Annotated in this window: 19 protein-coding genes; 14 read left to right on the top strand and 5 right to left on the bottom strand. The window is 74.8% G+C overall.

Annotation, left to right across the window (positions count from 1 at the left end):
- Positions 1-69 precede the first annotated feature (69 nt).
- The 4 genes from QK440_RS22315 to QK440_RS22300 all read left to right on the top strand — a co-directional run bounded on the left by QK440_RS22315 (position 70) and on the right by QK440_RS22300 (position 3,121).
- Positions 70-450 carry a cell division protein SepF gene (locus QK440_RS22315; RefSeq protein WP_030682464.1) on the top strand — a complete coding sequence of 127 codons (381 nt, stop codon included), beginning with the start codon at positions 70-72 and terminating at the stop codon, positions 448-450.
- 219 nt (positions 451-669) lie between these two features.
- Positions 670-1,869 carry an ATP-binding protein gene (locus QK440_RS22310; RefSeq protein ID WP_282794941.1) on the top strand — a complete coding sequence of 400 codons (1,200 nt, stop codon included), beginning with the start codon at positions 670-672 and terminating at the stop codon, positions 1,867-1,869.
- 13 nt (positions 1,870-1,882) lie between these two features.
- Complete coding sequence (locus QK440_RS22305; protein WP_190135900.1) at positions 1,883-2,206, top strand: nucleotide pyrophosphohydrolase; 324 nt, start codon at positions 1,883-1,885, stop codon at positions 2,204-2,206.
- A gap of 426 nt (positions 2,207-2,632) precedes the next feature.
- A complete protein-coding gene (locus QK440_RS22300) occupies positions 2,633-3,121 on the top strand; it encodes a DUF6099 family protein (protein ID WP_282794940.1) in 489 nt (162 codons plus the stop codon).
- A gap of 329 nt (positions 3,122-3,450) precedes the next feature.
- On the opposite strand, the gene QK440_RS22295 is transcribed toward QK440_RS22300, so the two are convergent.
- Positions 3,451-3,675 (bottom strand): hypothetical protein, encoded by a 225-nt coding sequence (locus QK440_RS22295; RefSeq protein ID WP_282794939.1) that lies wholly within the window; start codon positions 3,673-3,675, stop codon positions 3,451-3,453.
- Between the two features lie 262 nt (positions 3,676-3,937).
- Here QK440_RS22295 and QK440_RS22290 point away from each other — a divergent pair, with 262 nt between their 5' ends.
- The 5 genes from QK440_RS22290 (at position 3,938) to argF (ending at position 12,344) form a co-directional block, all read left to right on the top strand.
- A complete protein-coding gene (locus QK440_RS22290) occupies positions 3,938-4,861 on the top strand; it encodes an LLM class F420-dependent oxidoreductase (protein ID WP_282794938.1) in 924 nt (307 codons plus the stop codon).
- Positions 4,862-5,558: 697 nt separating this feature from the next.
- The gene (locus tag QK440_RS22285; protein ID WP_282794937.1) at positions 5,559-7,211 is read left to right on the top strand and encodes a 3' terminal RNA ribose 2'-O-methyltransferase Hen1; all 1,653 of its coding nucleotides are present in this window, start codon (positions 5,559-5,561) and stop codon (positions 7,209-7,211) included.
- Complete coding sequence (locus tag QK440_RS22280; protein ID WP_282794936.1) at positions 7,208-9,751, top strand: polynucleotide kinase-phosphatase; 2,544 nt, start codon at positions 7,208-7,210, stop codon at positions 9,749-9,751. The genes QK440_RS22285 and QK440_RS22280 overlap by 4 nt, the downstream gene beginning before the upstream one ends.
- 166 nt (positions 9,752-9,917) lie before the next feature.
- Entirely contained in the window at positions 9,918-11,147 is a 1,230-nt protein-coding gene (locus tag QK440_RS22275; RefSeq protein WP_282794935.1) for an arginine deiminase, read from the top strand.
- 171 nt (positions 11,148-11,318) lie between these two features.
- Positions 11,319-12,344, top strand: coding sequence for an ornithine carbamoyltransferase (gene argF, locus QK440_RS22270; protein ID WP_282794934.1), 1,026 nt, complete (start codon positions 11,319-11,321; stop codon positions 12,342-12,344).
- Here argF and QK440_RS22265 read toward each other — a convergent pair.
- Positions 12,341-12,811: an ATP-binding protein gene (locus tag QK440_RS22265; protein WP_282794973.1), complete on the bottom strand. Its 471-nt coding sequence runs from the start codon at positions 12,809-12,811 to the stop codon at positions 12,341-12,343. The two genes, argF and QK440_RS22265, sit on opposite strands and share 4 nt — an antisense overlap.
- A gap of 260 nt (positions 12,812-13,071) precedes the next feature.
- On the opposite strand from QK440_RS22265, the gene QK440_RS22260 reads away from it, so the two are divergent.
- Genes QK440_RS22260 through QK440_RS22250 form a run of 3 tightly spaced genes read left to right on the top strand, consistent with a single transcriptional unit; the run spans position 13,072 to position 16,653 of the window.
- Positions 13,072-13,899 carry an enoyl-CoA hydratase family protein gene (locus QK440_RS22260; protein WP_282794933.1) on the top strand — a complete coding sequence of 276 codons (828 nt, stop codon included), beginning with the start codon at positions 13,072-13,074 and terminating at the stop codon, positions 13,897-13,899.
- A 2-nt stretch (positions 13,900-13,901) separates the two neighbouring features.
- Positions 13,902-16,304 (top strand): bifunctional salicylyl-CoA 5-hydroxylase/oxidoreductase, encoded by a 2,403-nt coding sequence (locus QK440_RS22255; protein ID WP_282794932.1) that lies wholly within the window; start codon positions 13,902-13,904, stop codon positions 16,302-16,304.
- Positions 16,305-16,326: 22 nt separating this feature from the next.
- Positions 16,327-16,653 carry a hypothetical protein gene (locus tag QK440_RS22250; RefSeq protein WP_282794931.1) on the top strand — a complete coding sequence of 109 codons (327 nt, stop codon included), beginning with the start codon at positions 16,327-16,329 and terminating at the stop codon, positions 16,651-16,653.
- Between the two features lie 112 nt (positions 16,654-16,765).
- On the opposite strand, the gene QK440_RS22245 is transcribed toward QK440_RS22250, so the two are convergent.
- Together QK440_RS22245 and QK440_RS22240 are read right to left on the bottom strand one after the other, a co-directional pair.
- Complete coding sequence (locus tag QK440_RS22245) at positions 16,766-17,587, bottom strand: PaaX family transcriptional regulator C-terminal domain-containing protein (protein WP_282794930.1); 822 nt, start codon at positions 17,585-17,587, stop codon at positions 16,766-16,768.
- 9 nt (positions 17,588-17,596) lie between these two features.
- Positions 17,597-19,447: an AMP-binding protein gene (locus QK440_RS22240; protein ID WP_282794929.1), complete on the bottom strand. Its 1,851-nt coding sequence runs from the start codon at positions 19,445-19,447 to the stop codon at positions 17,597-17,599.
- Positions 19,448-19,582: 135 nt separating this feature from the next.
- Here QK440_RS22240 and QK440_RS22235 point away from each other — a divergent pair, with 135 nt between their 5' ends.
- Both QK440_RS22235 and QK440_RS22230 read left to right on the top strand, forming a co-directional pair.
- Positions 19,583-20,872, top strand: coding sequence for an acyl-CoA dehydrogenase family protein (locus QK440_RS22235; RefSeq protein WP_282794928.1), 1,290 nt, complete (start codon positions 19,583-19,585; stop codon positions 20,870-20,872).
- Positions 20,869-21,270: a RidA family protein gene (locus QK440_RS22230; protein WP_282794927.1), complete on the top strand. Its 402-nt coding sequence runs from the start codon at positions 20,869-20,871 to the stop codon at positions 21,268-21,270. The genes QK440_RS22235 and QK440_RS22230 overlap by 4 nt, the downstream gene beginning before the upstream one ends.
- Positions 21,271-21,329: 59 nt before the next feature.
- Here QK440_RS22230 and QK440_RS22225 read toward each other — a convergent pair.
- The coding region (locus tag QK440_RS22225; protein WP_282794926.1) for a hypothetical protein at positions 21,330-22,085 on the bottom strand (756 nt) is incomplete at its 5' end.

Below are 22,085 nucleotides of genomic sequence, written 5' to 3'. Positions count from 1 at the left end.
CAACCGGGTGAGGTGACGTAAGAATTGCCTGGTACAGACGTTGAGGACGAGCCAGGACGGGGTTGCTCTGTGACCAGCAACGAAGCCACCGACGAACAGTGGGAAGGGCTCGCGCAGGTCGTGCCGCTGCGCGGTCGCAACGAATGGCCGTCGTGGCCGGGCCACCGCTCGCTGCCCGACGCCGAGACCGAGACCCGGCGGCGCTTCGTCGTCACGCGCGTCAACGTCTTCTCCGACGCCCGCGAGGTCGCCGAGAACCTGATGGCGCAGATCCCCGTGCTCCTCGACCTCAGCGGCGCCGAGACCGAGACCGCCAAGCGGGTGCTGGACTTCAGCAGCGGCGTCGTCTTCGGCCTGGGCTGCGGCATGCACCGCGTCGAGAAGAACGTCTTCCTGCTGTCGCCGCCCGACACCGAGGTGCAGGGACTGGTGGAGGCGGCCACCGTCTGAGCGGTGTCCCGGCCGGGTGGGTCCTGGCCGGACGGGTCCGGTCCGGATGGGTCCGGTGCGGACGGGGTCCGGGTGCGGTCCGGGCGTCCTGGGACGCTGTCGGTGCGGCTAGCCCAACTGCCCAGCTCACGAGGCATATTGTACGGTGATCGCCCGATCGGGCGAAGGGCGGCGGGGCAAAACGGTTCGCCTGCGCCACCGCGGCTTAACTTCCCGTGCATGACTGTGCACTCCCGCCGGACGTTCGCGCAGGATCCGACAGACCGGGACAAGCCGCGCGTCACCGAGCTGCGGCTCTCCGCCTTCGCCGGGCACCGGGCCGCCGTGTTCCCGCTCGGCCCGCTCACCCTGTTCGCGGGGCCGAGCGGCAGCGGCAAGACGAGTGCACTGCGCGCGTACGAGGCCCTCGCGCTGCTCGGCGCGGGCGCGGAGCTCGCCGACGCGTTCCCGCAGCCCGCGCGCTGCGTGCCCGAGCGCGCCCGCGCCGACGGCCAGGCCCGCCGCGGCTTCCGCATCGGCTGCACCGTCGACGGCCCCGCGGGCCCCGTCCGCCTCGACGTCGCCGTCCAGGCCGAGCCGGAGCTGCGCATCGCGGGGGAGCGGTTGACCCGCGACGGTCTCACCCTCCTGGAGACCGCGCTGCGCGACCCCGGGCGCCGCGCCGTCCAGGCCTCCTGGCACACGGCCGGCGCCGCGCCGGTCACCCGGGCGCCGCTGCCCGACGACCGGCTCGGCACCGCGCTGCTTCCGCTGCGCGTCGCGGGCAAGACCGACGGGCAGCGGCTCGTGCTCGCCGCCGCCGAACAGGTCGTCGTCGCGCTGCGCTCGGTGTTCTCCTGCGACCCGCGCCCCGGCCGGATGCGCGAGCCCGTGCCCGCCGGGCCCGTCGCCGGGAGCCGGCTGCTGAGCGGCTGCGACAACCTCGCCCAGGTGCTGTGGCGCACCCGCTCCGAGTGCGGCCACCGCCACGCCCAGCTCGTCGCCGCGCTGCGCGCCGGCTGCGCCGGGCCGGTCGCCGACGTGCTCGCCGAGCCGACGGCGCGGGGCGCGCTGCGGGCCGTGCTCGACCGCGGGGACGGGGTGCGGACCTGCGTGGGCCGCCTCGGCGACGGCGAACTGCGCTACCTGGCGCTCGCCCTGGTGCTGCTCACCGGCCCCCGCGTCCTGGAGGTGGACCCGGTGGCGGAGGTCCCGGAGGCGTACCAGAGCCTGACCGTGCTCGCCGACGGCTTCGACCGCTGCCTGGACCAGCGGCAGAAGCGGGCGCTCGCGGACCTCGCGGCCCGGGCGTGCGGGCGCGGCCACATCCGCCTGATCGGCGCCGTCGCCGACGCGAGCTGGGCGGCGGCGGCCGACGGCGTCACCGTGGTCGACCTGGGCCGCACGGGGTGCGGCAGCGTGCAGCAGGCCGGCGTGTAGTTGACTGGGGCCCGTGACCGATCACGACATCGCGGGACTGCAGCGCAGGCTGGCCGAGTTCGCCGCCGCGCGCAACTGGGAGCCCTACCACACGCCCAAGAACCTCGCCGCCGCGCTCAGCGTGGAGGCCTCCGAACTCGTGGAGATCTTCCAGTGGCTGACCCCGGAGGAGTCGGCCCGCGTCATGGAGGACGCCGAATCGGCCCACCGGGTCGCGGACGAGGTCGCCGACGTGCTCGCGTACCTCCTCCAGTTCTGCGAGGTGCTCGGCATCGACCCGCTCACGGCGCTCGCGGCGAAGATCGACCGGAACGAGGAGCGCTTCCCCGCGCCGTGAGGGGCGGGTCCCCCGCTCCGCCCGCCGTTGTCATCACCGTCACCGTCACCGTCACCGCCGCTGCCGCTGCCGCCGTCGCGGGCCCGGGCCGGGCCCGGCGCGCGTGCGCCGGGCCCCGGAGCGCGTGGTTCCGGGGACGCCCCGCGTACGCCCCCGGGTCCGCGGCCGCCGGTCGCCGCGCGGGGTCGTGGAGCCCATCCGCCTCGTAAGTCCGCGGCTGTCACCGCGCGTTGAGCGGTCCGAAACCCCGGCATACCCACCCTCTTGTCACTCTCCGTAGTGAATGCATTGTCCACACTCAGATTTTTGTCCACAGATTTCAGGCTTCCTCTGGCTTTTCGCACCGAAGGGGCTCACTGTGGGTAGTGAACAAGGGAGTTCGGGTGCACGTGCCGCGGGTGGGCGCGGGATGAATGGGGACGGCGCATGGATGCGATGCGGCTCATCGAGGCGACAAGACGCGCCTTGGCGCGGAGTCAGGAGCCCGCGGTCATCGTGGCGGAGGTGTGGCAGTCCCAGGCTCTGGCCCAGGCGATAGGTCATCGCCTCGCCGTCGCGGGTCCGCCGGAGTTACGAGGGGAGGCACTCGGCCTCAGCGAGCTGAGCGGCCGGGGCTGCGGCCTCCTGGACCCGCCGCGCTCGGAGGCGGAGGACATACGGGCGGCGGGCCTGACGGGGATCGGTGACGCCCACGACACGCTGCTCGGCCTGGGCGCCCTGCTCGCCGAGGCCGGGATCGCCCTCGTCTCGGTGGCGATGAGCGCCGAGGACGAGGGTCTGTACTGGCAGTGCATGGAGTCGATCGACGCGGCCGACGAGTCCCGGGACCGGGTGGTGGAGATGCTGCGCAAGCTGGCCGCGCGGGCTGGCGAGGGCGCCTGTGACAGGTGTGGCGGCACCGTCCTCGGCGGGTGACGGGGGCTCGGCCCCCGTGCCCCCATGCCTCCGCGCTTCCGGGGCACGCCCCGGTGGCCCTCATGCGGTTGGCCGTGCGCCGTCTGGGAGGTGCGGGTGATCGCTGGCTGGTCGCGCAGTTCCCCGCGCCCCTTGCGGGGCGCTCCGTGCGGGGCCCTCTGCGCGGGGCGCGGTTCCCGGGGGGCCTTTTGTGGTTGGTTGTTCGCCGTCTCGTGGTGCGGGTGGTCGTCGGCTGGTCGCGCAGTTCCCCGCGCCCCTTGGGGGGCGCTTCGAAACTGCGCGAGCGGCCACGTACTACCGGTAGGTGTGGGGGAGCCTGCGGGGCGGGGTCAGTGGGGGTGGGGGCCGGGTTCGTCGGTGGGCGGGCGCTGGAGGTCGGCGTCCAGGCGGGACAGGTCCGCGTTCAGCGCGGCCATCAGCTCCTCCATCTGTTGCAGCAGACCCTTGGACGCACCCCGCGGCCCGGCCGGCGGCTGAACGCGCTCCTGCCGGGGCAGGGACTCCTCCGGCGTGAGCGGGTCGTGCGCCTGCTCGGGCACGGCTTCCTGGGACATCACGGCCTCCTCGGCCCGCGCCTCGCCGGACGTGAGCGTTCCGGCCGGGCGAGGCAGTTGGTGCGGCGGACGCGCCGGCGGCGGCCGCCGGCGCGGGTGCCGGGCGGCCCGGCTCCGCCCGAGCCAACGATCTTCGGCTCTGCGCAGTCACTGCGCCGGGCGCGCGCCGCCGTCGGGTTGACGGATTTTCACCCGACCGGTGCGCGGCGGGACCGGCGGGACCGGTGAGGTTGACGGGCGTTCGAGCGTGCAGGATGGGGCCATGGACCTGCGCATCTTCACGGAGCCCCAGCAGGGGGCCACCTACGACACCCTCCTCGCCGTCGCCAAGGCCACCGAGGACCTGGGCTTCGACGCCTTCTTCCGCTCCGACCACTACCTGAGCATGGGCTCGGCCGACGGCCTGCCCGGGCCGACGGACGCCTGGATCACCCTCGCCGGCCTCGCCCGCGAAACCCGGCGGATCCGGCTCGGCACGCTGATGACGGCGGGCACCTTCCGGCTGCCGGGCGTCCTCGCCATCCAGGTGGCGCAGGTCGACCAGATGTCGGGCGGCCGGGTCGAACTGGGCCTGGGCGCGGGCTGGTTCGAGGAGGAGCACAAGGCGTACGGCATCCCGTTCCCGAAGGAGAAGTTCGGCCGCCTGGAGGAGCAGCTCGCGATCGTGACGGGCCTGTGGGCCACGCCCGTCGGCGAGCGGTTCAGCTACGACGGGACGTACTACCACCTGACGGACTCGCCCGCGCTGCCCAAGCCCGCGCAGGCCAAGGTGCCGGTCCTCATCGGCGGCCACGGCGCGAAGCGCACCCCGCGCCTCGCCGCGCGCTACGCCGACGAGTTCAACATCCCCTTCGCCTCCGTCGAGGACAGCGAGCGCCAGTTCACGCGCGTCCGCGAGGCCGCCGAGCAGGCCGGGCGGAGCGCCGGTGACCTGGTGTACTCCAACGCCCTGGTGGCGTGCGTCGGCAAGGACGACGCGGAGGTCGCCCGGCGCGCCGCGGCCATCGGCCGCCAGGTGGACGAGCTCAAGGCCAACGGCCTGGCCGGTTCCCCGGCCGAGGTCGTCGACAAGATCGGCCGGTACGCCGAGACCGGCGCGAGCCGGATCTACCTCCAGTGCCTGGACCTGGACGACCTCGACCACCTGGAGCTGATCTCCGCGCGGGTGCAGTCCCAGCTCTCCTGAGCGGAGCGGACCGGCGGACCGTGCCCCGCGGCGGTCCGCCGGCCGCGTCGCACATCGCCACACGTGCGCGCCACCGTGGACGACCGGGAGACCTGGCAGGCGACGATGCGGCACGTGGGCCCCGGAGGGCCGTTGCTTCGTGCTCAGCACCTGACGGCGGCGTGGCGCTGCCGGTCCGACGCCAGGCAGGCGAGCTCCCGCTCGGTGGACCCGTCGGGCCCGGGCACCGGAGGGATGGCCTCTACCCGTACGTGTCCCTGCCCGGCGCGAGCGTCCGCGCGCGGCAACGGGCAACGGGCCTTCGGCGTAGTCGGCGGCCGACACACAGGCGATGCCGGACGCGTACGCCGAACGAGGGAGCCGAAATGCCCGAGTGCGTTCGCCCGCTTCGATGTACGTTTGTGCGGGCACGCCAGGGGGAGCGCCCCGCGCCGGCGCACCGGTTGCGGGCGGCGCACACGCGTGCGGGCGAGGGGTGAGGGAGGGCCTGGAGCCGCACTCCCCGCAGCGTGTCCGTACCGCCGCCTACGCCCGTCGACAGCCGACAGCCGAAAGCCGCAGCCGAAAGCCGCAGCCGAAGGCCGAAAGGCGACAGCCGTCGGAGGTCGCCTCCCGCGGACCGGGACGACGCGCGCGCACCCGGTACGAACCGTCAACCATCCGCAGCTTTCGAGGCATACACCAAGGCAGACCCACCGTGTTCCTGACGATCAGCACGACCGGCACCCCGGAGCGTCCCGCGACCGACCTCGGCTTCCTGCTGCACAAGCATCCAGGCAAAGCGCAGGCGTTCTCCACCTCCTACGGGCGCGCCCACGTCCTCTACCCCGAGGCGTCCGCCGAGCGCTGCACGGCGGCGCTGCTCCTGGAGGTGGACCCCTTGGCGCTGGTACGGCGGGCCAAGGGCGGCAAGGGAAGCAAGGGCGGCGCCCCGGACGCGGCGCTCGCGCAGTACGTGAACGACCGCCCCTACGCGGCCTCCTCGCTGCTCGCCGTCGCCGTCAGCGCCGTGTTCTCCAGCGCGCTGCGCGGCGTCTGCAAGGCCCTGCCCGAGCGGGCCGGAGAGCCGCTGCCGCTGCGCGTGGAGGTGCCCGCGCTGCCCGCCCGCGGTGGACCGGACCTGGTGCGCGCGCTGTTCGCGCCGCTGGGCTGGACGGTCGCCGCCGAGCCGGTGCCGCTGGACGAGCGCTTCCCCGACTGGGGCGCCTCGCGCTACGTACGCCTCGTCCTGGAGGCGCCGGAGGGCACCCTCACGCTGAGCGAGGCGCTGCGCCACCTCTACGTGCTGCTCCCGGTCCTGGACGACGCCAAGCACTACTGGGTCTCGGCCGACGAGGTCGAGAAGCTGCTGCGCGCCGGGGACGGGTGGCTCGCGGCGCACCCGGAGCAGAAGCTGATCACCAGCCGCTACCTCTCGCGCCGCTGGTCGCTCACGCGCCAGGCCATGGAGCGCCTCGAACTGGTCCGGCTCGCCGACGCCGACGACACGGACGTCGAGGAGATCGACAACGCGGTGGCGGACGAGCCCGAGGCCGAGACCGACGCCGCCGAGACCGATGGCGGCGCCACCGACGCCGCCGGTGCCGGTACCGGTGCCGCCGCGACCGGTGCCGAGGAGAGGACCGCCCCGCTCGCCGTGCTGCGGCGCGAGGCCCTCGTCGCCGCGCTCCGCGCGGCCGACGCCGCCCGGGTGCTCGACCTCGGCTGCGGCCAGGGCCAGTTGGTGCAGGAACTGCTCAAGGACACCCGGTTCACCAAGGTGGTGGGCGTCGACGTGTCGATGCGCGCGCTCACCGTCGCCGCGCGGCGGCTGCGCCTGGAGCGCATGGGCGAGCGGCAGGCCGAGCGCGTGGAGCTGTTCCAGGGCTCCCTCGCGTACACCGACAAGCGCCTCAAGGGGTACGACGCGGCGGTGCTCAGCGAGGTCGTCGAGCACGTCGACCCGGAGCGGCTGCCCGCCCTCGAGTACGCGGTGTTCGGCGCGGCGCGGCCCCGTACCGTCCTCGTGACCACGCCGAACGTCGAGTACAACGTCCGCTGGGAGTCCCTGCCCGCCGGGCACTCCCGCCACAGCGACCACCGCTTCGAGTGGACGCGCGCCGAGTTCCGCCACTGGGCCGACGGCGTCGCCGCCCAGTACGGCTACGACGTCACGTACGCGCCCGTGGGACCCGACGACCCCGAGGTGGGGCCGCCCACGCAGATGGCCGTGTTCGCCCAGCGCACGGCCGCCACGCCCACGGACCACGGCATGAACGACAGCAGCGGCAAGAACAGCACGAACAGCACGAACAGCACGAACAGCAGTGACAGCGACAGCGGGAGTGACGAGGGGGCGGAGGCCGCATGACCGGGACCGAGACCAGGGCGCGTGCCCTGCCCGTCACCGACCTGTCCCTCGTCGTCCTGATCGGCGCGTCGGGGTCGGGCAAGTCGACCTTCGCGCGCCGGCACTTCAAGCCGACCGAGGTGCTCTCCTCGGACTTCTGCCGCGGCCTGGTCGCCGACGACGAGAACGACCAGAGCGCGAGCCGCGACGCCTTCGACGTCCTGCACTACATCGCGGGCAAGCGGCTCGCGGCGGGCCGCCGCACCGTCGTCGACGCCACCAGCGTGCAGCAGGACGGCCGCAGGCAACTCGTCGAGCTGGCCAGGAAGCACGACGTGCTGCCCGTCGCCATCGTCCTCGACGTGCCCGAGGAGGTGTGCGCCGCGCGCAACGCGGCCCGCACCGACCGGGCCGACATGCCGCGCCGCGTCGTCCAACGGCACATACGCGAGCTCAAGCGCTCCCTGCGCCACCTGGAGCGCGAGGGCTTCCGCAAGGTGCACGTCCTCAGGGGCGTCGAGGAGGTCGAGGCGGCCACGGTCGTCACCGAGAAGCGCTACAACGACCTGACCCACCTCACCGGCCCCTTCGACATCATCGGCGACGTCCACGGCTGCGCGCGCGAGCTGGAGGCGCTGCTCGGCAAGCTCGGGTACGTCGACGGGGCGCACCCCGAGGGCCGGACGGCCGTCTTCGTCGGCGACCTCGTCGACCGCGGCCCCGACACCCCGGGCGTGCTGCGCCGCGTGATGTCCATGGTCGCCGGCGGCACCGCCCTGTGCGTGCCCGGCAACCACGAGAACAAGCTCGGCCGCCACCTCAGGGGCCGCAAGGTGCAGCACACGCACGGCCTCGCCGAGACCATCGAGCAACTGGCGGGCGAGAGCGAGGAGTTCCGCGCCCGGGTGCGCGAGTTCGTCGACGGCCTCGTCAGCCACTACGTCCTCGACGGCGGCAAACTGGTCGTCTGCCACGCCGGGCTGCCGGAGAGGTACCACGGCCGCACCTCGGGCCGGGTCCGCTCGCACGCGCTGTACGGCGACACGACCGGGGAGACCGACGAGTTCGGTCTTCCCGTGCGCTACCCGTGGGCCGAGGAGTACCGCGGCAGGGCGGCTGTCGTGTACGGCCACACGCCCGTGCCCACGGCCACCTGGCTGAACAACACCATCTGCCTGGACACCGGCGCCGTCTTCGGCGGCAAGCTCACCGCGCTGCGCTGGCCGGAGCGCGAACTCGTCGACGTACCGGCCGAGAAGGTCTGGTACGAACCGGCGAAGCCGCTGCGCACCGACGCGCCCGGCGGCCACGACGGCCGGCCCCTCGACCTCGGCGACGTGCACGGCCGCCGGGTCGTGGAGACCCGGCACGCCGGGCGCGTCACCGTGCGCGAGGAGAACGCGGCGGCGGCCCTGGAGGTCATGAGCCGCTTCGCCGCCGACCCGCGCCTGGTGCCGTACCTGCCGCCGACGATGGCGCCCACGGCGACGTCCGGCCGGGACGGCTACCTGGAGCACCCCGCCGAGGCGTTCGCGCAGTACGCGGCGGACGGCGTGGCGCGCGTCGTGTGCGAGGAGAAGCACATGGGCTCGCGCGCGGTCGCCCTGGTCTGCAAGGACGCGGACGCGGCCCGCGAGCGGTTCGGTGTGGACGGCCCCACGGGCTCGCTGTACACCCGCACCGGCCGCCCGTTCCTGGACGACGCGGCGCTCACCGAGGAGGTCCTCGGCCGGGTGCGGGACGCGGTCGCCGCCGCCGGGCTCTGGGAGGAGCTGGCCACCGACTGGCTGCTCGTCGACGCCGAGCTGATGCCGTGGTCCCTCAAGGCCACCGGCCTGCTGCGCACCCAGTACGCCGCCGTGGGCGCCGCGTCCGGCGCGGTCTTCCCGGACGCCCTGAACGCCCTGGAGGCGGCCGCCGCGCGCGGCGTCGACGTGGCCGGGCTCCTCGGCACCCAGCGGGAACGGGCCGCGGACGCCGCCGCGTTCACCGACGCCTACCGTCGCTACTGCTGGCCGACGGACGGGCTCGACGGCGTGCACCTGGCGCCGTTCCAGCTCCTCGCCGTCCAGGGCCGCAGCCTCGCCGCGCTGCCGCACGACGAGCAACTGGCCCTGGTCGACCGCATGGTGGAGCACGACGGCTCGGGCCTGCTGCGCACCACGCGCCGCCTGTACGTGGACACCGGTGACGCGGCGTCGGTGCGCGCGGGCGTCGACTGGTGGCTGGAGATGACCGGGCGCGGCGGCGAGGGCATGGTCGTCAAGCCGGTCGGCGCGCTGGTCCGCGACGGCAAGGGCCGCCTGGTGCAGCCGGGCATCAAGTGCCGCGGCCGGGAGTACCTGCGGATCATCTACGGGCCGGAGTACACGCGCCCGGAGAACCTGGAGAAGCTGCGCGGCCGCTTCCTCGGCCACAAGCGCTCGCTCGCGATCCGGGAGTACGCGCTCGGCCTCGAAGCCCTCGACCGGCTGGCGGAGGGCGAGCCGCTGTGGCGGGTGCACGAGGCGGTGTTCGCGGTGCTCGCGCTGGAATCGGAACCGGTCGATCCGCGTCTGTGAGCGCCGGGCAGCCGTGGCGGCGGCCGTACCACCGGTGTCCCCCCGGGCGTCCTGCCCGGCGGGACACCGGCCCGGCACCGGGAGGCCGTGCCCGCGTGCCGCCGTACGACGTGATTCCGCGCGCCCTGGACGCGTCAGGCGGCCCCCGAGAGGTGAGGATGGGGGCATGGGATTCCACGTCGACTCCGAGGCCGGGCGGCTGCGCCGCGTCATCCTGCACCGACCGGACCTGGAGCTCAAACGGCTGACGCCCACCAACAAGGACGCGTTGCTCTTCGACGACGTCCTGTGGGTGCGGCGGGCGAGACAGGAGCACGACGGCTTCGCCGACGTGCTGCGCGACCGGGGGGTGACGGTCCACCTCTTCGGTGACCTGCTCACCGAGACGCTGGAGGTGCCGGCCGCGCGCAAGCTCGTCCTGGACCGCGTCTTCGACGAGAAGGAGTACGGGCCGCTCGCCACCGATCACCTGCGCGCCGCGTTCGAGGCGCTGCCGTCCGCCGAGCTCGCCGAGGCGCTGGTCGGCGGCATGACCAAGCGGGAGTACCTGGAGCGGCACCCGGAGCCCACGTCGGTGCGGTTCCACTGCATGGAGCTCGACGACTTCCTGCTCGGTCCGCTGCCCAACCACCTGTTCACGCGCGACACCTCCGCGTGGATCTACGACGGCGTGTCCATCAACGCGATGCGCTGGCCGGCCCGGCAGCGCGAGACCGTGCACTTCGAGGCGATCTACCAGCACCACCCGCTCTTCCACGGCCAGGTCTCGCACGTCTGGTCGCAGGGGCAGGCCGACTACCCGTCCACCATCGAGGGCGGTGACGTCCTGGTCATCGGCAACGGCGCCGTGCTCATCGGCATGAGCGAGCGCACCAAGCCGCAGGCCGTCGAGATGCTCGCGCACAAGCTGTTCGCCGCCGGGTCGGCGCGCACGATCGTGGCGCTCGACATGCCCAAGCGGCGTGCGTTCATGCACCTGGACACGGTCATGACGATGGTCGACGGGGACACGTTCACGCAGTACGCGGGCCTCGGCATGCTGCGCTCGTACACGATCGAGCCGGGCGTCGACGAGCGGGAGCTGAAGGTCACCGACCACCCGCCGGAGCACATGCACCGGGCCGTGGCGGCGGCGCTCGGCCTGGACCGCGTCCGCGTCCTGACCGCGACCCAGGACGTGCACGCCGCCGAGCGCGAGCAGTGGGACGACGGCTGCAACGTCCTCGCGGTCGAGCCGGGCGTCGTGGTCGCGTACGAGCGGAACGCGACGACCAACACCTACCTGCGCAAGCAGGGCATCGAGGTGATAGAGATCCCCGGCAGCGAGCTGGGGCGCGGCCGGGGCGGGCCGCGCTGCATGAGCTGCCCGGTGGAGCGGGACCCCGTCGGGGGCTGACCTCCGTCCGGGGCTGCCGCGGGCGCGGGGCTGCCGGGGCCCTCCGGTGGGGTGCGCGGGGCAGGGGGCTCCCCGGGCGCTCAGGGCTGCGGGGCCCCTGCCGGGTGCATAGATTTGTGGGTGATCGTATATAGTTCCAGAATCACGCATTCGCACCCCAGGAGCGCCCCCATGGCGAACGGCCCGATCAGCCCCGACCTCACCGGCCGCCACTTCCTCAAGGAGGTGGACTTCACCGCCGAGGAGTTCCGAGGTCTGCTCGCCCTCGCCGCGGAGCTGAAGGCCGCCAAGAAGGAGGGGCGCGAGCGGCGGCTGCTGACCGGCAGGAACATCGCCCTGGTCTTCGAGAAGCCCTCGACCCGCACCCGCTGCGCCTTCGAGGTGGCCGCCGCCGACCAGGGCGCCACCACGATGTACATGGACGCCGCGGCCACGCACATCGGGCAGAAGGAGTCCGCGAAGGACACCGCGCGCGTGCTCGGCCGGATGTTCGACGCGATCCAGTACCGGGGCGACGCCCACGGCACGGCCGAGGCGCTCGCCGCCCACGCCGGCGTGCCCGTCTACAACGGCCTGACCGACTCCTGGCACCCCACGCAGATGCTGGCCGACGTCCTGACCATGACCGAGCACTGCGCCAAGCCCCTCGCCGGGACCGCTTATGCCTACCTCGGCGACGCCCGCTACAACATGGGCAACTCCTACCTGGTCACCGGCGCCCTGCTCGGCATGGACGTCCGGATCGTGGCGCCCGAGGAGTACTGGCCCGCCGGCCCCGTGGTCGCCCGGGCGCGGGAGCTGGCCGCGGCCAGCGGGGCCCGGCTCACGCTCACCGAGGACGTCGCGGAGGGGGTCGCGGGCGCCGACTTCGTCGCCACCGACGTCTGGCTGTCCATGGGGGAGCCCGCCGAGGTCTGGGACGAGCGCATCCGCGCCCTGTCGCCGTACGCCGTCACGGCGGAGGTGCTGCGCGCGACCGGCAACGCCGACGTGAAGTTCCTGCACTGCCTGCCCGCGTTCCACGACCTGGACACGGCGCTGGGGCGGCAGCTCGGCGAGCGCCACGGGCGTGACTGGCTGGAGGTCAGCGACGAGGTCTTCGAGTCGGAGCACTCCGTCGTCTTCGACGAGGCGGAGAACCGGCTGCACACCATCAAGGCCGTCCTGGTCGCGACCCTGGCCGCCGCCCGGCCCTAGGGCTCCGCGGGCCCCTCGGGCCCGTGGGGCCCCTCCGGGCGGTCCGGGGCCGAAAGGCGGAACCACACGGCCTTGCCGGTCGGCGTGGGCCGGTGCCCGCACGCCGAGCTGAGCGTGCGGATCAGCAGCAGCCCCCGGCCGTGCTCCTGCCACGGGTCCGGCGCGCCCCCCGGCTCCGGGTCGGACAGGTCGCCGGGCGGCGCCGGGTTGGAGTCCCGCACCTCCACCTGGCACTGCGTCGGCAGCAACTCGATGAGCAGCTCTATCGGGGCGTGCCCGGGCGCGTGCTCCACCGCGTTGGCGACCAGCTCGGCGGTGAGCAGCTCGGCCGTGTCCGTGTCCGCCGTGGAGCCGATGTCGGTGAGCGCCGTCCGGACCAGGGCGCGCGCGATCGGCACGGCTGCCACCGTGTGGGGCAGCGCGATGCGCCAGCTTGCGGGGGAGTGCGATTCGGGCACGGGCGGGATCCGTTTCGGCGAGCAGGTGGTCCGGGTCGGTCCTGCTTTCAACCGTACGAATCCTAAGCGGAACGTCGACAGGGTCCTTCGTCGGGCCGTGCCCGGGACCTCGGGGTGCGCCCGCCCGTTGCCCGGGGCGGGGCGGGCGGCCCGGCCGCGAGGGCGGCGTGATATCGCGTACTCGTGACGACAGTCAGAGAACGGTGATAACTTCGAGGGCAGGAACACGCCCCGCACGTCGTCGCACTCCGCCGAGGAGGCCGCACGTCATGAGTCCCTTCACCGGCTCCGCAGCCCCCACCCCCGCGTGGGAACACCTGCGCCTCACCGTCGACGAGGGCGTCGCCACCGTCACGCTCGCCCGCCCCGACAAGCTGAACGCGCTCACCTTCGGCGCCTACGCCGACCTGCGCGACCTGCTCGCCGAGCTGTCCCGGACCCGGTCCGTGCGGGCCCTCGTGCTCGGCGGCGAGGGCCGCGGGTTCTGCTCCGGCGGCGACGTGGACGAGATCATCGGGGCCACGCTCGCCATGGACACCGCCCAGCTCCTCGACTTCAACCGCATGACGGGGCAGGTCGTGCGGGCCCTGCGCGAGTGCCCCTTCCCGGTGGTCGCCGCCGTGCACGGGGTGGCCGCGGGCGCCGGCGCGGTGCTCGCGCTCGCCGCGGACTTCCGGGTCGCGGACCCCTCGGCGCGGTTCGCGTTCCTGTTCACGAAGGTGGGCCTGTCCGGGGGCGACATGGGCGCGGCGTACCTGCTGCCGCGCGTGGTCGGGCTCGGCCACGCCACGCGGCTGCTGATGCTGGGCGAGCCCGTGCGCGCCCCCGAGGCCGAACGGATCGGCCTGCTCAGCGAGCTGACCGACGAGGGCGGGGCCGACGAGGCCGCCGCCGCCCTCGCCCGCCGCCTCGCCGAGGGCCCGGCCCTCGCGTACGCGCAGACCAAGGCCCTGCTCACCGCGGAGCTCGACATGCCGCTCGCGGCCTCCGTGGAGCTGGACGCGGCGACGCAGGCACTGCTCATGAACGGCGAGGACTACGCCGAGTTCCACGCCGCGTTCACCGCGAAGCGGACCCCGAAGTGGCGGGGGCGGTGACCGTGACCGCCGACACCGCCGTCACCGCCACCCCCGCCGGCGCCCCGGCCGCCCGCCGCGTCGCCGTCGTCGGCGGCGGCCCCGGCGGCCTGTACGCCGCGGCACTGCTCAAGCGCCTCGACCCGGCGCGCGAGGTCACGGTCTGGGAGAAGAACGCCCCGGACGACACCTTCGGCTTCGGCGTGGTCCTCTCCGACGAGACGCTCGGCGGCATCGAGCACGCCGACCCGGTGGTGTACGCCGCGCTGCGCGAGCGCTTCGTGCGCTGGGACGACATCGACGTCGTGCACCGCGGCACCCGGCACACCTCCGGCGGCCACGGCTTCGCGGCGCTGGGCCGCCGGGTGCTCCTCGCCGTCCTGCACGAGCGCTGCCGCGACCTCGGCGTGGACCTGCGCTTCCGCACCCAGGCGCCACCCGCCGCCGAGCTGGCGGCGGCGTACGACCTGGTGGTCGCCGCGGACGGCGTGCACAGCGGTACGCGCGCGGCGCACGCCGACGTCTTCCGCCCCACGGTCACCGGCCACCGCTGCCGCTACATCTGGCTCGCCGCCGACTTCGCCCTCGACGCGTTCCGCTTCGAGATCGCCGAGACGGCGCACGGCGTGATGCAGCTCCACGGCTACCCGTTCTCGCCGAGCGACTCGACGGTCATCGTCGAGATGCGCGAGGAGGTCTGGCGGGCGGCGGGCTTCGCCGACACGGGGACGGCGGAGTCGATCGACCGCTGCGCGAAGATCTTCTCCGAGGCGCTGCGGGGCCGCCCGCTGCGCTCCAACAACTCCGCCTGGCTCACCTTCCGCACGGTCGTCAACGACCGCTGGTCGCACGGGAACACGGTGCTCCTCGGCGACGCCGCCCACACCGCCCACTTCTCCATCGGCTCCGGCACCAAGCTCGCCGTGGAGGACGCCCTCGCGCTGGCCGCCTGCCTCCAGGAGCGGCCCGGCATCCCGGAGGCCCTCGCGGCGTACGAGGCCGAGCGCCGCCCGGTGGTCGAGTCCACCCAGCGGGCGGCCCGCGCCAGCCTGGAGTGGTTCGAGGAGCTGCCTCTCTACCTGGACCAGCGGCCCCGCCAGTTCGCGTTCAACCTCCTCACCCGCAGCCGCCGCGTCACCCACGACAACCTCCGCCTGCGCGACGCGCGCTTCACGGCCGCGGTGGAGCGGGACTTCGGCTGCCCCGAGGGCACGCCGCCCATGTTCACGCCCTTCACCCTGCGCGGGCTGACCCTGCGCAACCGCGTCGTCGTCTCGCCCATGGACATGTACTCCGCCGTGGACGGCGTGCCCGGCGACTTCCACCTCGTGCACCTCGGCGCCCGGGCCCTCGGCGGGGCGGGCCTCGTGATGACCGAGATGGTGTGCGTCAGCGAGCGCGGCCGCATCACCCCCGGCTGCGTCGGCCTCTACACGGACGAACAGGCCGCGGCCTGGGCCCGGATCGCGGACTTCGTGCACGCCCAGGCGCCCGGCACGGCCCTCGGTGTCCAGCTCGGCCACGCGGGCCGCAAGGGCTCCACCCGGCTCATGTGGGAGGGCATCGACGAGCCCCTGCCCGACGGCAACTGGCCCGTCGTGGCGCCGTCCGCGCTGCCGTACACCCCGCGCAACCAGGTCCCGCACGCCCTGCGCGCCGACGAACTGCCCGCGATCCGCGAGGAGTTCGTGGCGGCCGCCCGGCGGGCCCGGGACTGCGGCTTCGACCTCCTGGAACTCCACTGCGCGCACGGCTACCTGCTGTCCAGCTTCCTGTCCCCGCTCACCAACCGCCGCACGGACGCCTACGGCGGCTCCCTGGAGGCCCGCCTCCGCTTCCCCCTGGAGGTCTTCGACGCCGTCCGCGAGGTCTGGCCGGGGGAGAAGCCCATGACCGTCCGCGTCTCCGCCACGGACTGGGCCGAAGGGGGGACGACGGCCGACGACGCGGTGGCCGTCGCCCGCGCCTTCGCGGCCCACGGCGCCGACGCCATCGACGTCTCCACCGGCCAGGTGGTGTCCGACGAGGCCCCCGCCTACGGCCGCTCGTACCAGACCCCCTACGCGGACCGCATCCGCAACGGGACCGGGGTCCCGGTCATCGCGGTGGGCGCCATCTCCTCCTGGGACGACGTGAACTCCCTGCTGCTCGCGGGCCGCACCGACCTCTGCGCCCTGGCCCGCCCGCACCTGTACGACCCCCACTGGACCCTGCACGCCGCGGCCGAGCAGGACTACACCGGCCCCGGCGCGCCCTGGCCCCTGCCGTACCGGGCCGGCAGCCGCCGCCCCCGCACCGGCCGCACCGACGCCCCCAAACCCCGCCTGACCCTCGCCGGGCCCGTCCCGCCCCCCGGAGGCGGTCGCCGGACGCCGAGCGGAGGAGGGATTCACCCGGGTGATGCGCCACGAGTCGTGGATGCTTGACCGGGATGCCTAATTTGTGCTCATGACTCACACGAAGCGCATCACCACGGTGCTCTGCAGTATCGCGCTCAGCGCCGCCGTTCTCGGCGGCACCGCCGCGGCGGCCGAACCGCCTCCGCGTGACCCCAAGCCGGTGGCCGACCTGGACGACGACCTGTCGCCCCGGGACGACGACCTGCCGCTCCGCGACGACGACCCCCCGCTGGAGGACGACGCGGCCGACATGGACGACGCCGACGACCTGGACGAGGCCGAGCCGGGTCCGGGCAACAAGCAGTGCGCCAAGAAGGTGGGGGTGAAACTGCTGGGCATCCCGCTGCTGGATCTGGACTTCCCGGGCCGCTGCTGAGCCCCGGCCGACGGCGCCCGGACCCCCGGACCGCCGCCCGGCCCCGCCCCCCGCGGCGCCCTGGCCGGTCCCGCCGACCGGCCGGGGCGCCGCGCCGTCGCCGGGACCGCGGTCACCCCCGGGCGGACCCGGCGGCCACGAACGCCGCGCCCGCGTCCCGCAGGCGCTCGTGCAGGCCCTGGAAGACCTCCGCCGAGCGGGCCCCGGGCCAGTCCGCCGGGAGGAGTCCGGCGGGCAGGCCCGGGTCCACGTACGGCAGGTGGCGCCAGGAGTCGAGGGCCAGGAGGTAGTCCCGGTAGGCCTCTTCGGGAGGGGTGTCGGGGCGCGCCCGCCAGGCGCGCAGGACGGGGCCGTGGCGGTCCAGGAAGGCCTCGTGCTCCTTGGCGATCGCGGACAGGTCCCACCAGCGCGCCACCGCCTCGGCGGTGGGTGCGAAACCGAGGTGCTCGCCGCGGAAGAGGTCGACGTACGCGGTGAGGCCGAGGCGCTCCAGGGTGTGCCGGGTCTCCTCGTGGAGGTGCGCGGGGGCGATCCACACGCCGGGGGCCGCCGTGCCGAAGCCGAGCCCCGCGAGCCGCGAGCGCAGCACGTGGCGCTTGTTGCGCTCCGCCTCGGGGACGGAGAAGACGGCCAGCACCCAGCCCTGCGCGGGCCGCCCGCCCGCGGCCGGGTAGACGCGCCGGTCGCCGTCGTCGAGGAGCTGGCGCGCGTCGGGCGACAGCGCGTACCCCGCGGCGCCGCTCTCCGTGCGCGCGGGCACCAGGAGGCCGCGCCGCTTCAGGCGGGACACCGAGGAGCGCACGGACGGGGCGTCGACGCCGACCGGCGCGAGGAGCCGCACGAGTTCGGCGACCGCGACCGGACCGGGCGCCGCCCGCCCGTACGCGCCGTAGAAGGTGACGATCAGGGACCTGGGGGCGTGCTGCTCGGACACGTGATCACTCTAGGCCCCGGACGCCGACCCCGGTTCGCGCAGGCGGAACCGCTGGAGCTTTCCGGTCGCCGTCCTCGGCAGCGCGTCCAGGAACACCACCTCGCGCGGGCACTTGTACGGCACCAGCTCCTCCTTGACGAAGTCCCGCAGCCGCTCCACGTCCCGGGGCGCCCCCGCGCGCGGCACCACGTACGCCACCGCCACCTGCCCCCGGCGCGCGTCGGGGCGGCCCACGACCGCCGCCTCCACCACGTCCGGGTGGCGCAGCAGGGCCTCCTCCACCTCGGGGCCCGCTATGTTGTACCCGGCCGAGATGATCATGTCGTCGGCGCGGGCCACATACCGGAAGTAGCCGTCGGCGTCCCGGACGTACGTGTCCCCGGTGACGTTCCAGCCGTCGCGGACGTACTCCCGCTGCCGGGGGTCGGCGAGATACCGGCAGCCGACCGGTCCGCGCACCGCGAGCAGCCCCGGCTCCCCGTCCGGGACGGGCGCACCGGCGGCGTCGACCACGCGCGCCCGCCACCCCGGCACGGGCTTCCCCGTCGTGCCGGGGCGGATGTCGTCGTCGGCGGCGGAGATGAAGATGTGCAGCAGCTCCGTGGCGCCGATGCCGTTGATGATGCGCAGGCCCGTGCGCGCGTGCCAGGCCCGCCAGGTCGCGGCGGGCAGGTTCTCGCCCGCCGACACGCAGCGGCGCAGCGACGCGACGTCGGGAGCGTCCGCCCGGGCCAGCGCGTCCAGCATCGCGCGGTACGCCGTCGGCGCCGTGAACAGCACGCTGACGCCGTGCTCGGCGACGGCGGGCAGCAACTGCCGGGGACCGGCCTGCTCCAGGAGGACGGCGGACGCCCCGACGCGCAGCGGGAAGACCACCAGGCCGCCCAGGCCGAACGTGAAGCCGAGCGGCGGGCTGCCCGCGAACACGTCGTCGGCGCGGGCCTTGAGCACATGGCGCGCGAACGTGTCGGCGACGGCGAGCACGTCCCGGTGGAAGTGCATGCAGCCCTTGGGCCGCCCGGTGGTGCCGGAGGTGAAGGCGATCAGGGCGACGTCGTCGGCGGCCGTGTCCACGGCCTCGTAGGGCGCGCCGTCCCGGGCCGCCGCGCGGGCGAGCAGGTCGTCGGGGCCCTCGCCGCCGTACGTCGTCACGCGCAGGCCCGGCACCCCGGCCTTGGTCAGGTCGTCCACCGCGCCGGCGGCGCACAGCGCCTGTGAGACCCGCGCGATCCCGCACATCGTCGCCAGCTCCGGCGCCCGCTGCCGGTCGAGGACGGTCACCGCGACCGCGCCCGCCTTCATCACGGCCAGCCAGCACGCGGCCAGCCAGGGCGAGGTGGGGCCGCGCAGCAGGACGCGGTTGCCGGGGACCACGCCCAGCTCCCCGGTCAGGACGTGGGCGACCCGGTCCACCCGGTCGCGCAGCTCGCCGTACGTCCAGACGGTGCCGTCGGCGGAGCGGAACGCGGGCCGGTCCGGGCCGTGCCGCGCCACGGTCGCGTCGAGCAGCTCGGCCCCGCAGTTGAGCCGCTCCGGGTACCGCAGCTCGGGCAGGTCCTGGAGCAGCACGGGCCACTCCTCGGGCGGCGGGAGGTGGTCGCGCGCGAAGGTGTCGACGTGCCCGGTGGGCGTCCCTCCGGCGGGGCCGAAGCGGGGGGCCGGGGCGGGGCCGGGGCCGGGGCCGTGCCGGGTGTCGCTGTCGGTGGTGCCCCTGTCGGTGGTGCCGCTGTCGGTGGTGGCGGTCGTGGTGGGAGCGGCGGCGGTGCCGGTGGTTCCGGGGGCGGGGCCGGGGGCCGCTCCGGCGCCCCGGCCGGTGGGTGTGCCGCCGCATTCGTCGTCGGTCGCCCCGTGGGTCTCCATGGCGCCTCGCCACCTTTGCCGGTCGGGCGTAGTGATGGGCTCGCCCGACGAGCGTATCGTGATGGTGACGACAGTCAACACTGCGCGATAGAACTGCGGGGCGCGGTCCGCGCCCCGCGCCAGGGGAGAGGCTCGATGACGGCATTCACGCTCGACCCCGAACAAGTCGCCCGCTGCGACCGGCTGCGCGAGCTGGCCGCCGCGGTCCTGCGGCCCCTTGCCGAGAAGGGCGCGGCCGGCCGGGTGAACCGCCCGCTCGTGGAGGCCCTGGGCGAACACGGCGTGCTTGACGGCCTGTTCACGTCCGGCGCCCTCGACCTGTGCCTGACCCGCGAGTCGCTGGCCCGCGTCTGCACCGAGGCCGAGACCGCCTTCGCCCTCCAGGGCCTCGGCGCGCACCCCGTGCACGCGTACGGTACGGCGGCGCAGCGCGAGCGCTGGCTGCCCGCCGTCCGGGCGGGCCGCGCCGTCGCCGCGTTCGCCCTGTCCGAGCCGGGTGCCGGCTCCGACGCGGCGGCCCTCGCGCTGCGCGCGGAGGCCGAGCCCGGCGGTGCGGGCGCCTGGCGCCTCACGGGGGAGAAGGCCTGGATCTCCAACGCCCCCGAGGCCGACTTCTACACCGTCTTCGCCCGCACGGCCCCGGGCGCGGGCGCACGCGGCGTGACCGCCTTCCTGGTCCCCGCCGACCGCCCGGGGCTGACCGGCGCCCCGCTCGCGATGCTCGCCCCGCACCCCATCGGCACCCTGTCCTTCGACGGCGTCCGCGTGACCGCCGCCGACCTGCTCGGCGAGGTCGACCGGGGCTTCCGCGTCGCCATGACCACCCTCAACCGCTTCCGCCCGAGCGTCGGCGCCTTCGCGGTCGGCATGGCCCAGGCGGCGCTCGACGCGACGCTCGCGCACACCGCGGAGCGGGCCGCGTTCGGCGGCAGGCTCAAGGACCTCCAGGCGGTGTCGCACCAGGTCGCGGAGGCGGCCACGCGCACCGAGGCGGCCCGGCTCCTGGTGTACGCGGCCGCGGCGGCGTACGACCGGGGCGCGCCGGGCATCGCGGGCCGCGTGGCGATGGCCAAGCTCTTCGCCACGGAGACCGCGCAGTACGTCGTGGACACCGCGGTCCAGCTCCACGGCGCCCGCGCCCTCCAGCACGGGCACCTGCTCGAACACCTCTACCGCGAGGTGCGGGCCACGCGCGTGTACGAGGGCGCGAGCGAGGTGCAGCGGACGGTGATCGCGAAGGAGCTGTACGAAGCCGCTACCCGTGCCCCGAACGCCACTTCAGCCACAACCACCACTCAAGCATCGGAGTTCACTCAAGCCTCCGACTTCACTCCAGCCCCAGCCACCACCCCCGAGACCACCTCCACCCCCGAGTCCACCTCCACCCCCGAGACCACCCCCACCCCCCGGACGGAGCCCGCGTGAGCCTCGATCGTCTCAACCCCGCCGAGCTGTCCCCGCCCACCGGGTTCAGCCACGCCGTCGTGGCCACCGGGAACCGCCTGGTCTTCCTCGCCGGGCAGACCGCGCTGGACGCCGGCGGCAAGGTCACCGGCGCCACCCTGCTCGAGCAGTTCGAGAGGGCGCTGGGCAACCTCCTGGCCGCGCTGCGCGCCGCCGGCGGCACCCCGGCGGACCTCGCCCGGGTCACCGTCTACGCCACCGATGTCGCCGACTACCGCGCCCACGCCCGCGAACTCGGGCGGATCTGGCGGCGGTTGGCGGGCCGCGACTACCCCGCCATGGCGGTGATCGGCGCGGCCCGTCTCTGGGACGAGGAGTGCCTGGTGGAACTGGACGGCTTCGCGGTCCTCGACCGGTGAGCCGTCGGCCCCCGCCACCCCCCGCCCCGTCGGGCCGGACCCCCGTCCCGGCCCGGTCCTCAACCCTCCAGCGCCTGGAAGGGCTTGAGCGCCTTGGCCCGCTCGTTGACCTCCGGGTCCACGAAGAGCCGCCAGCGGTGACTGGTGACCACGCCCCGCAGCGCGCCCAGGGTCAGCGGTGGTTCACCGCCCGCCCCGGCCTCCGCGCCGACGGCCACCCGGTGGCCGTCGGCCTGGAGCAGGTCGGCGTGGCGCGACGACCGGTCCCCGGAGCGCTTCTCGTACGTCAGCAGGACCGACCCGTCCGCGAGGCGGGCGACCTCGCACCGGCGGACGTGGTCCCGCTCGGGGAACCTCGCGCACGAGTACCACTTCTCCAGGCCCGCGCGCGGGGAGCCGTCCGTGCCGTCGTCCATCTGCGCGTAGAACTGCGCCTGGAAGTCGACCCTGACCTCGCCGTCCGTGCCCCGCCCGGTGACCCGCAGCCGGGCGGAGGTGTCGTACGGCACCACCCCCAGCCACTTCCCCGCCTGGCTCCTGCCCGCGTACTGCGAGGACTCCAGGTCCCAGGGCAGCGTCTCCTTCAGGGCCAGCGCCGTGGCCCGCGCGGAGATCCGCTCCTTGCCGGGCGGGACCGCCTCCGCCGTGGACGGGTACGCCGAGAAGTCCGGGACCCGCACCGGTCCTGGCCCGCCGTCCGTCCGCCCCGTCGGCGACCGCGGCTCCACCCCGCCCGGCCCCGGCGCCCCGCCCCAGAGCGACACCGCCGTCACCGCCCCGGCCGCCACGCAGGCCGCCGCCGCGGTCCCCTCCCG

It is taken from the genome of Streptomyces sp. CC224B, assembly GCF_030010595.1.
In the GTDB taxonomy this organism is placed as follows: Bacteria; Actinomycetota; Actinomycetes; order Streptomycetales; family Streptomycetaceae; genus Streptomyces; species Streptomyces longispororuber.
This window is presented reverse-complemented; position numbering and strand designations above follow the sequence as displayed.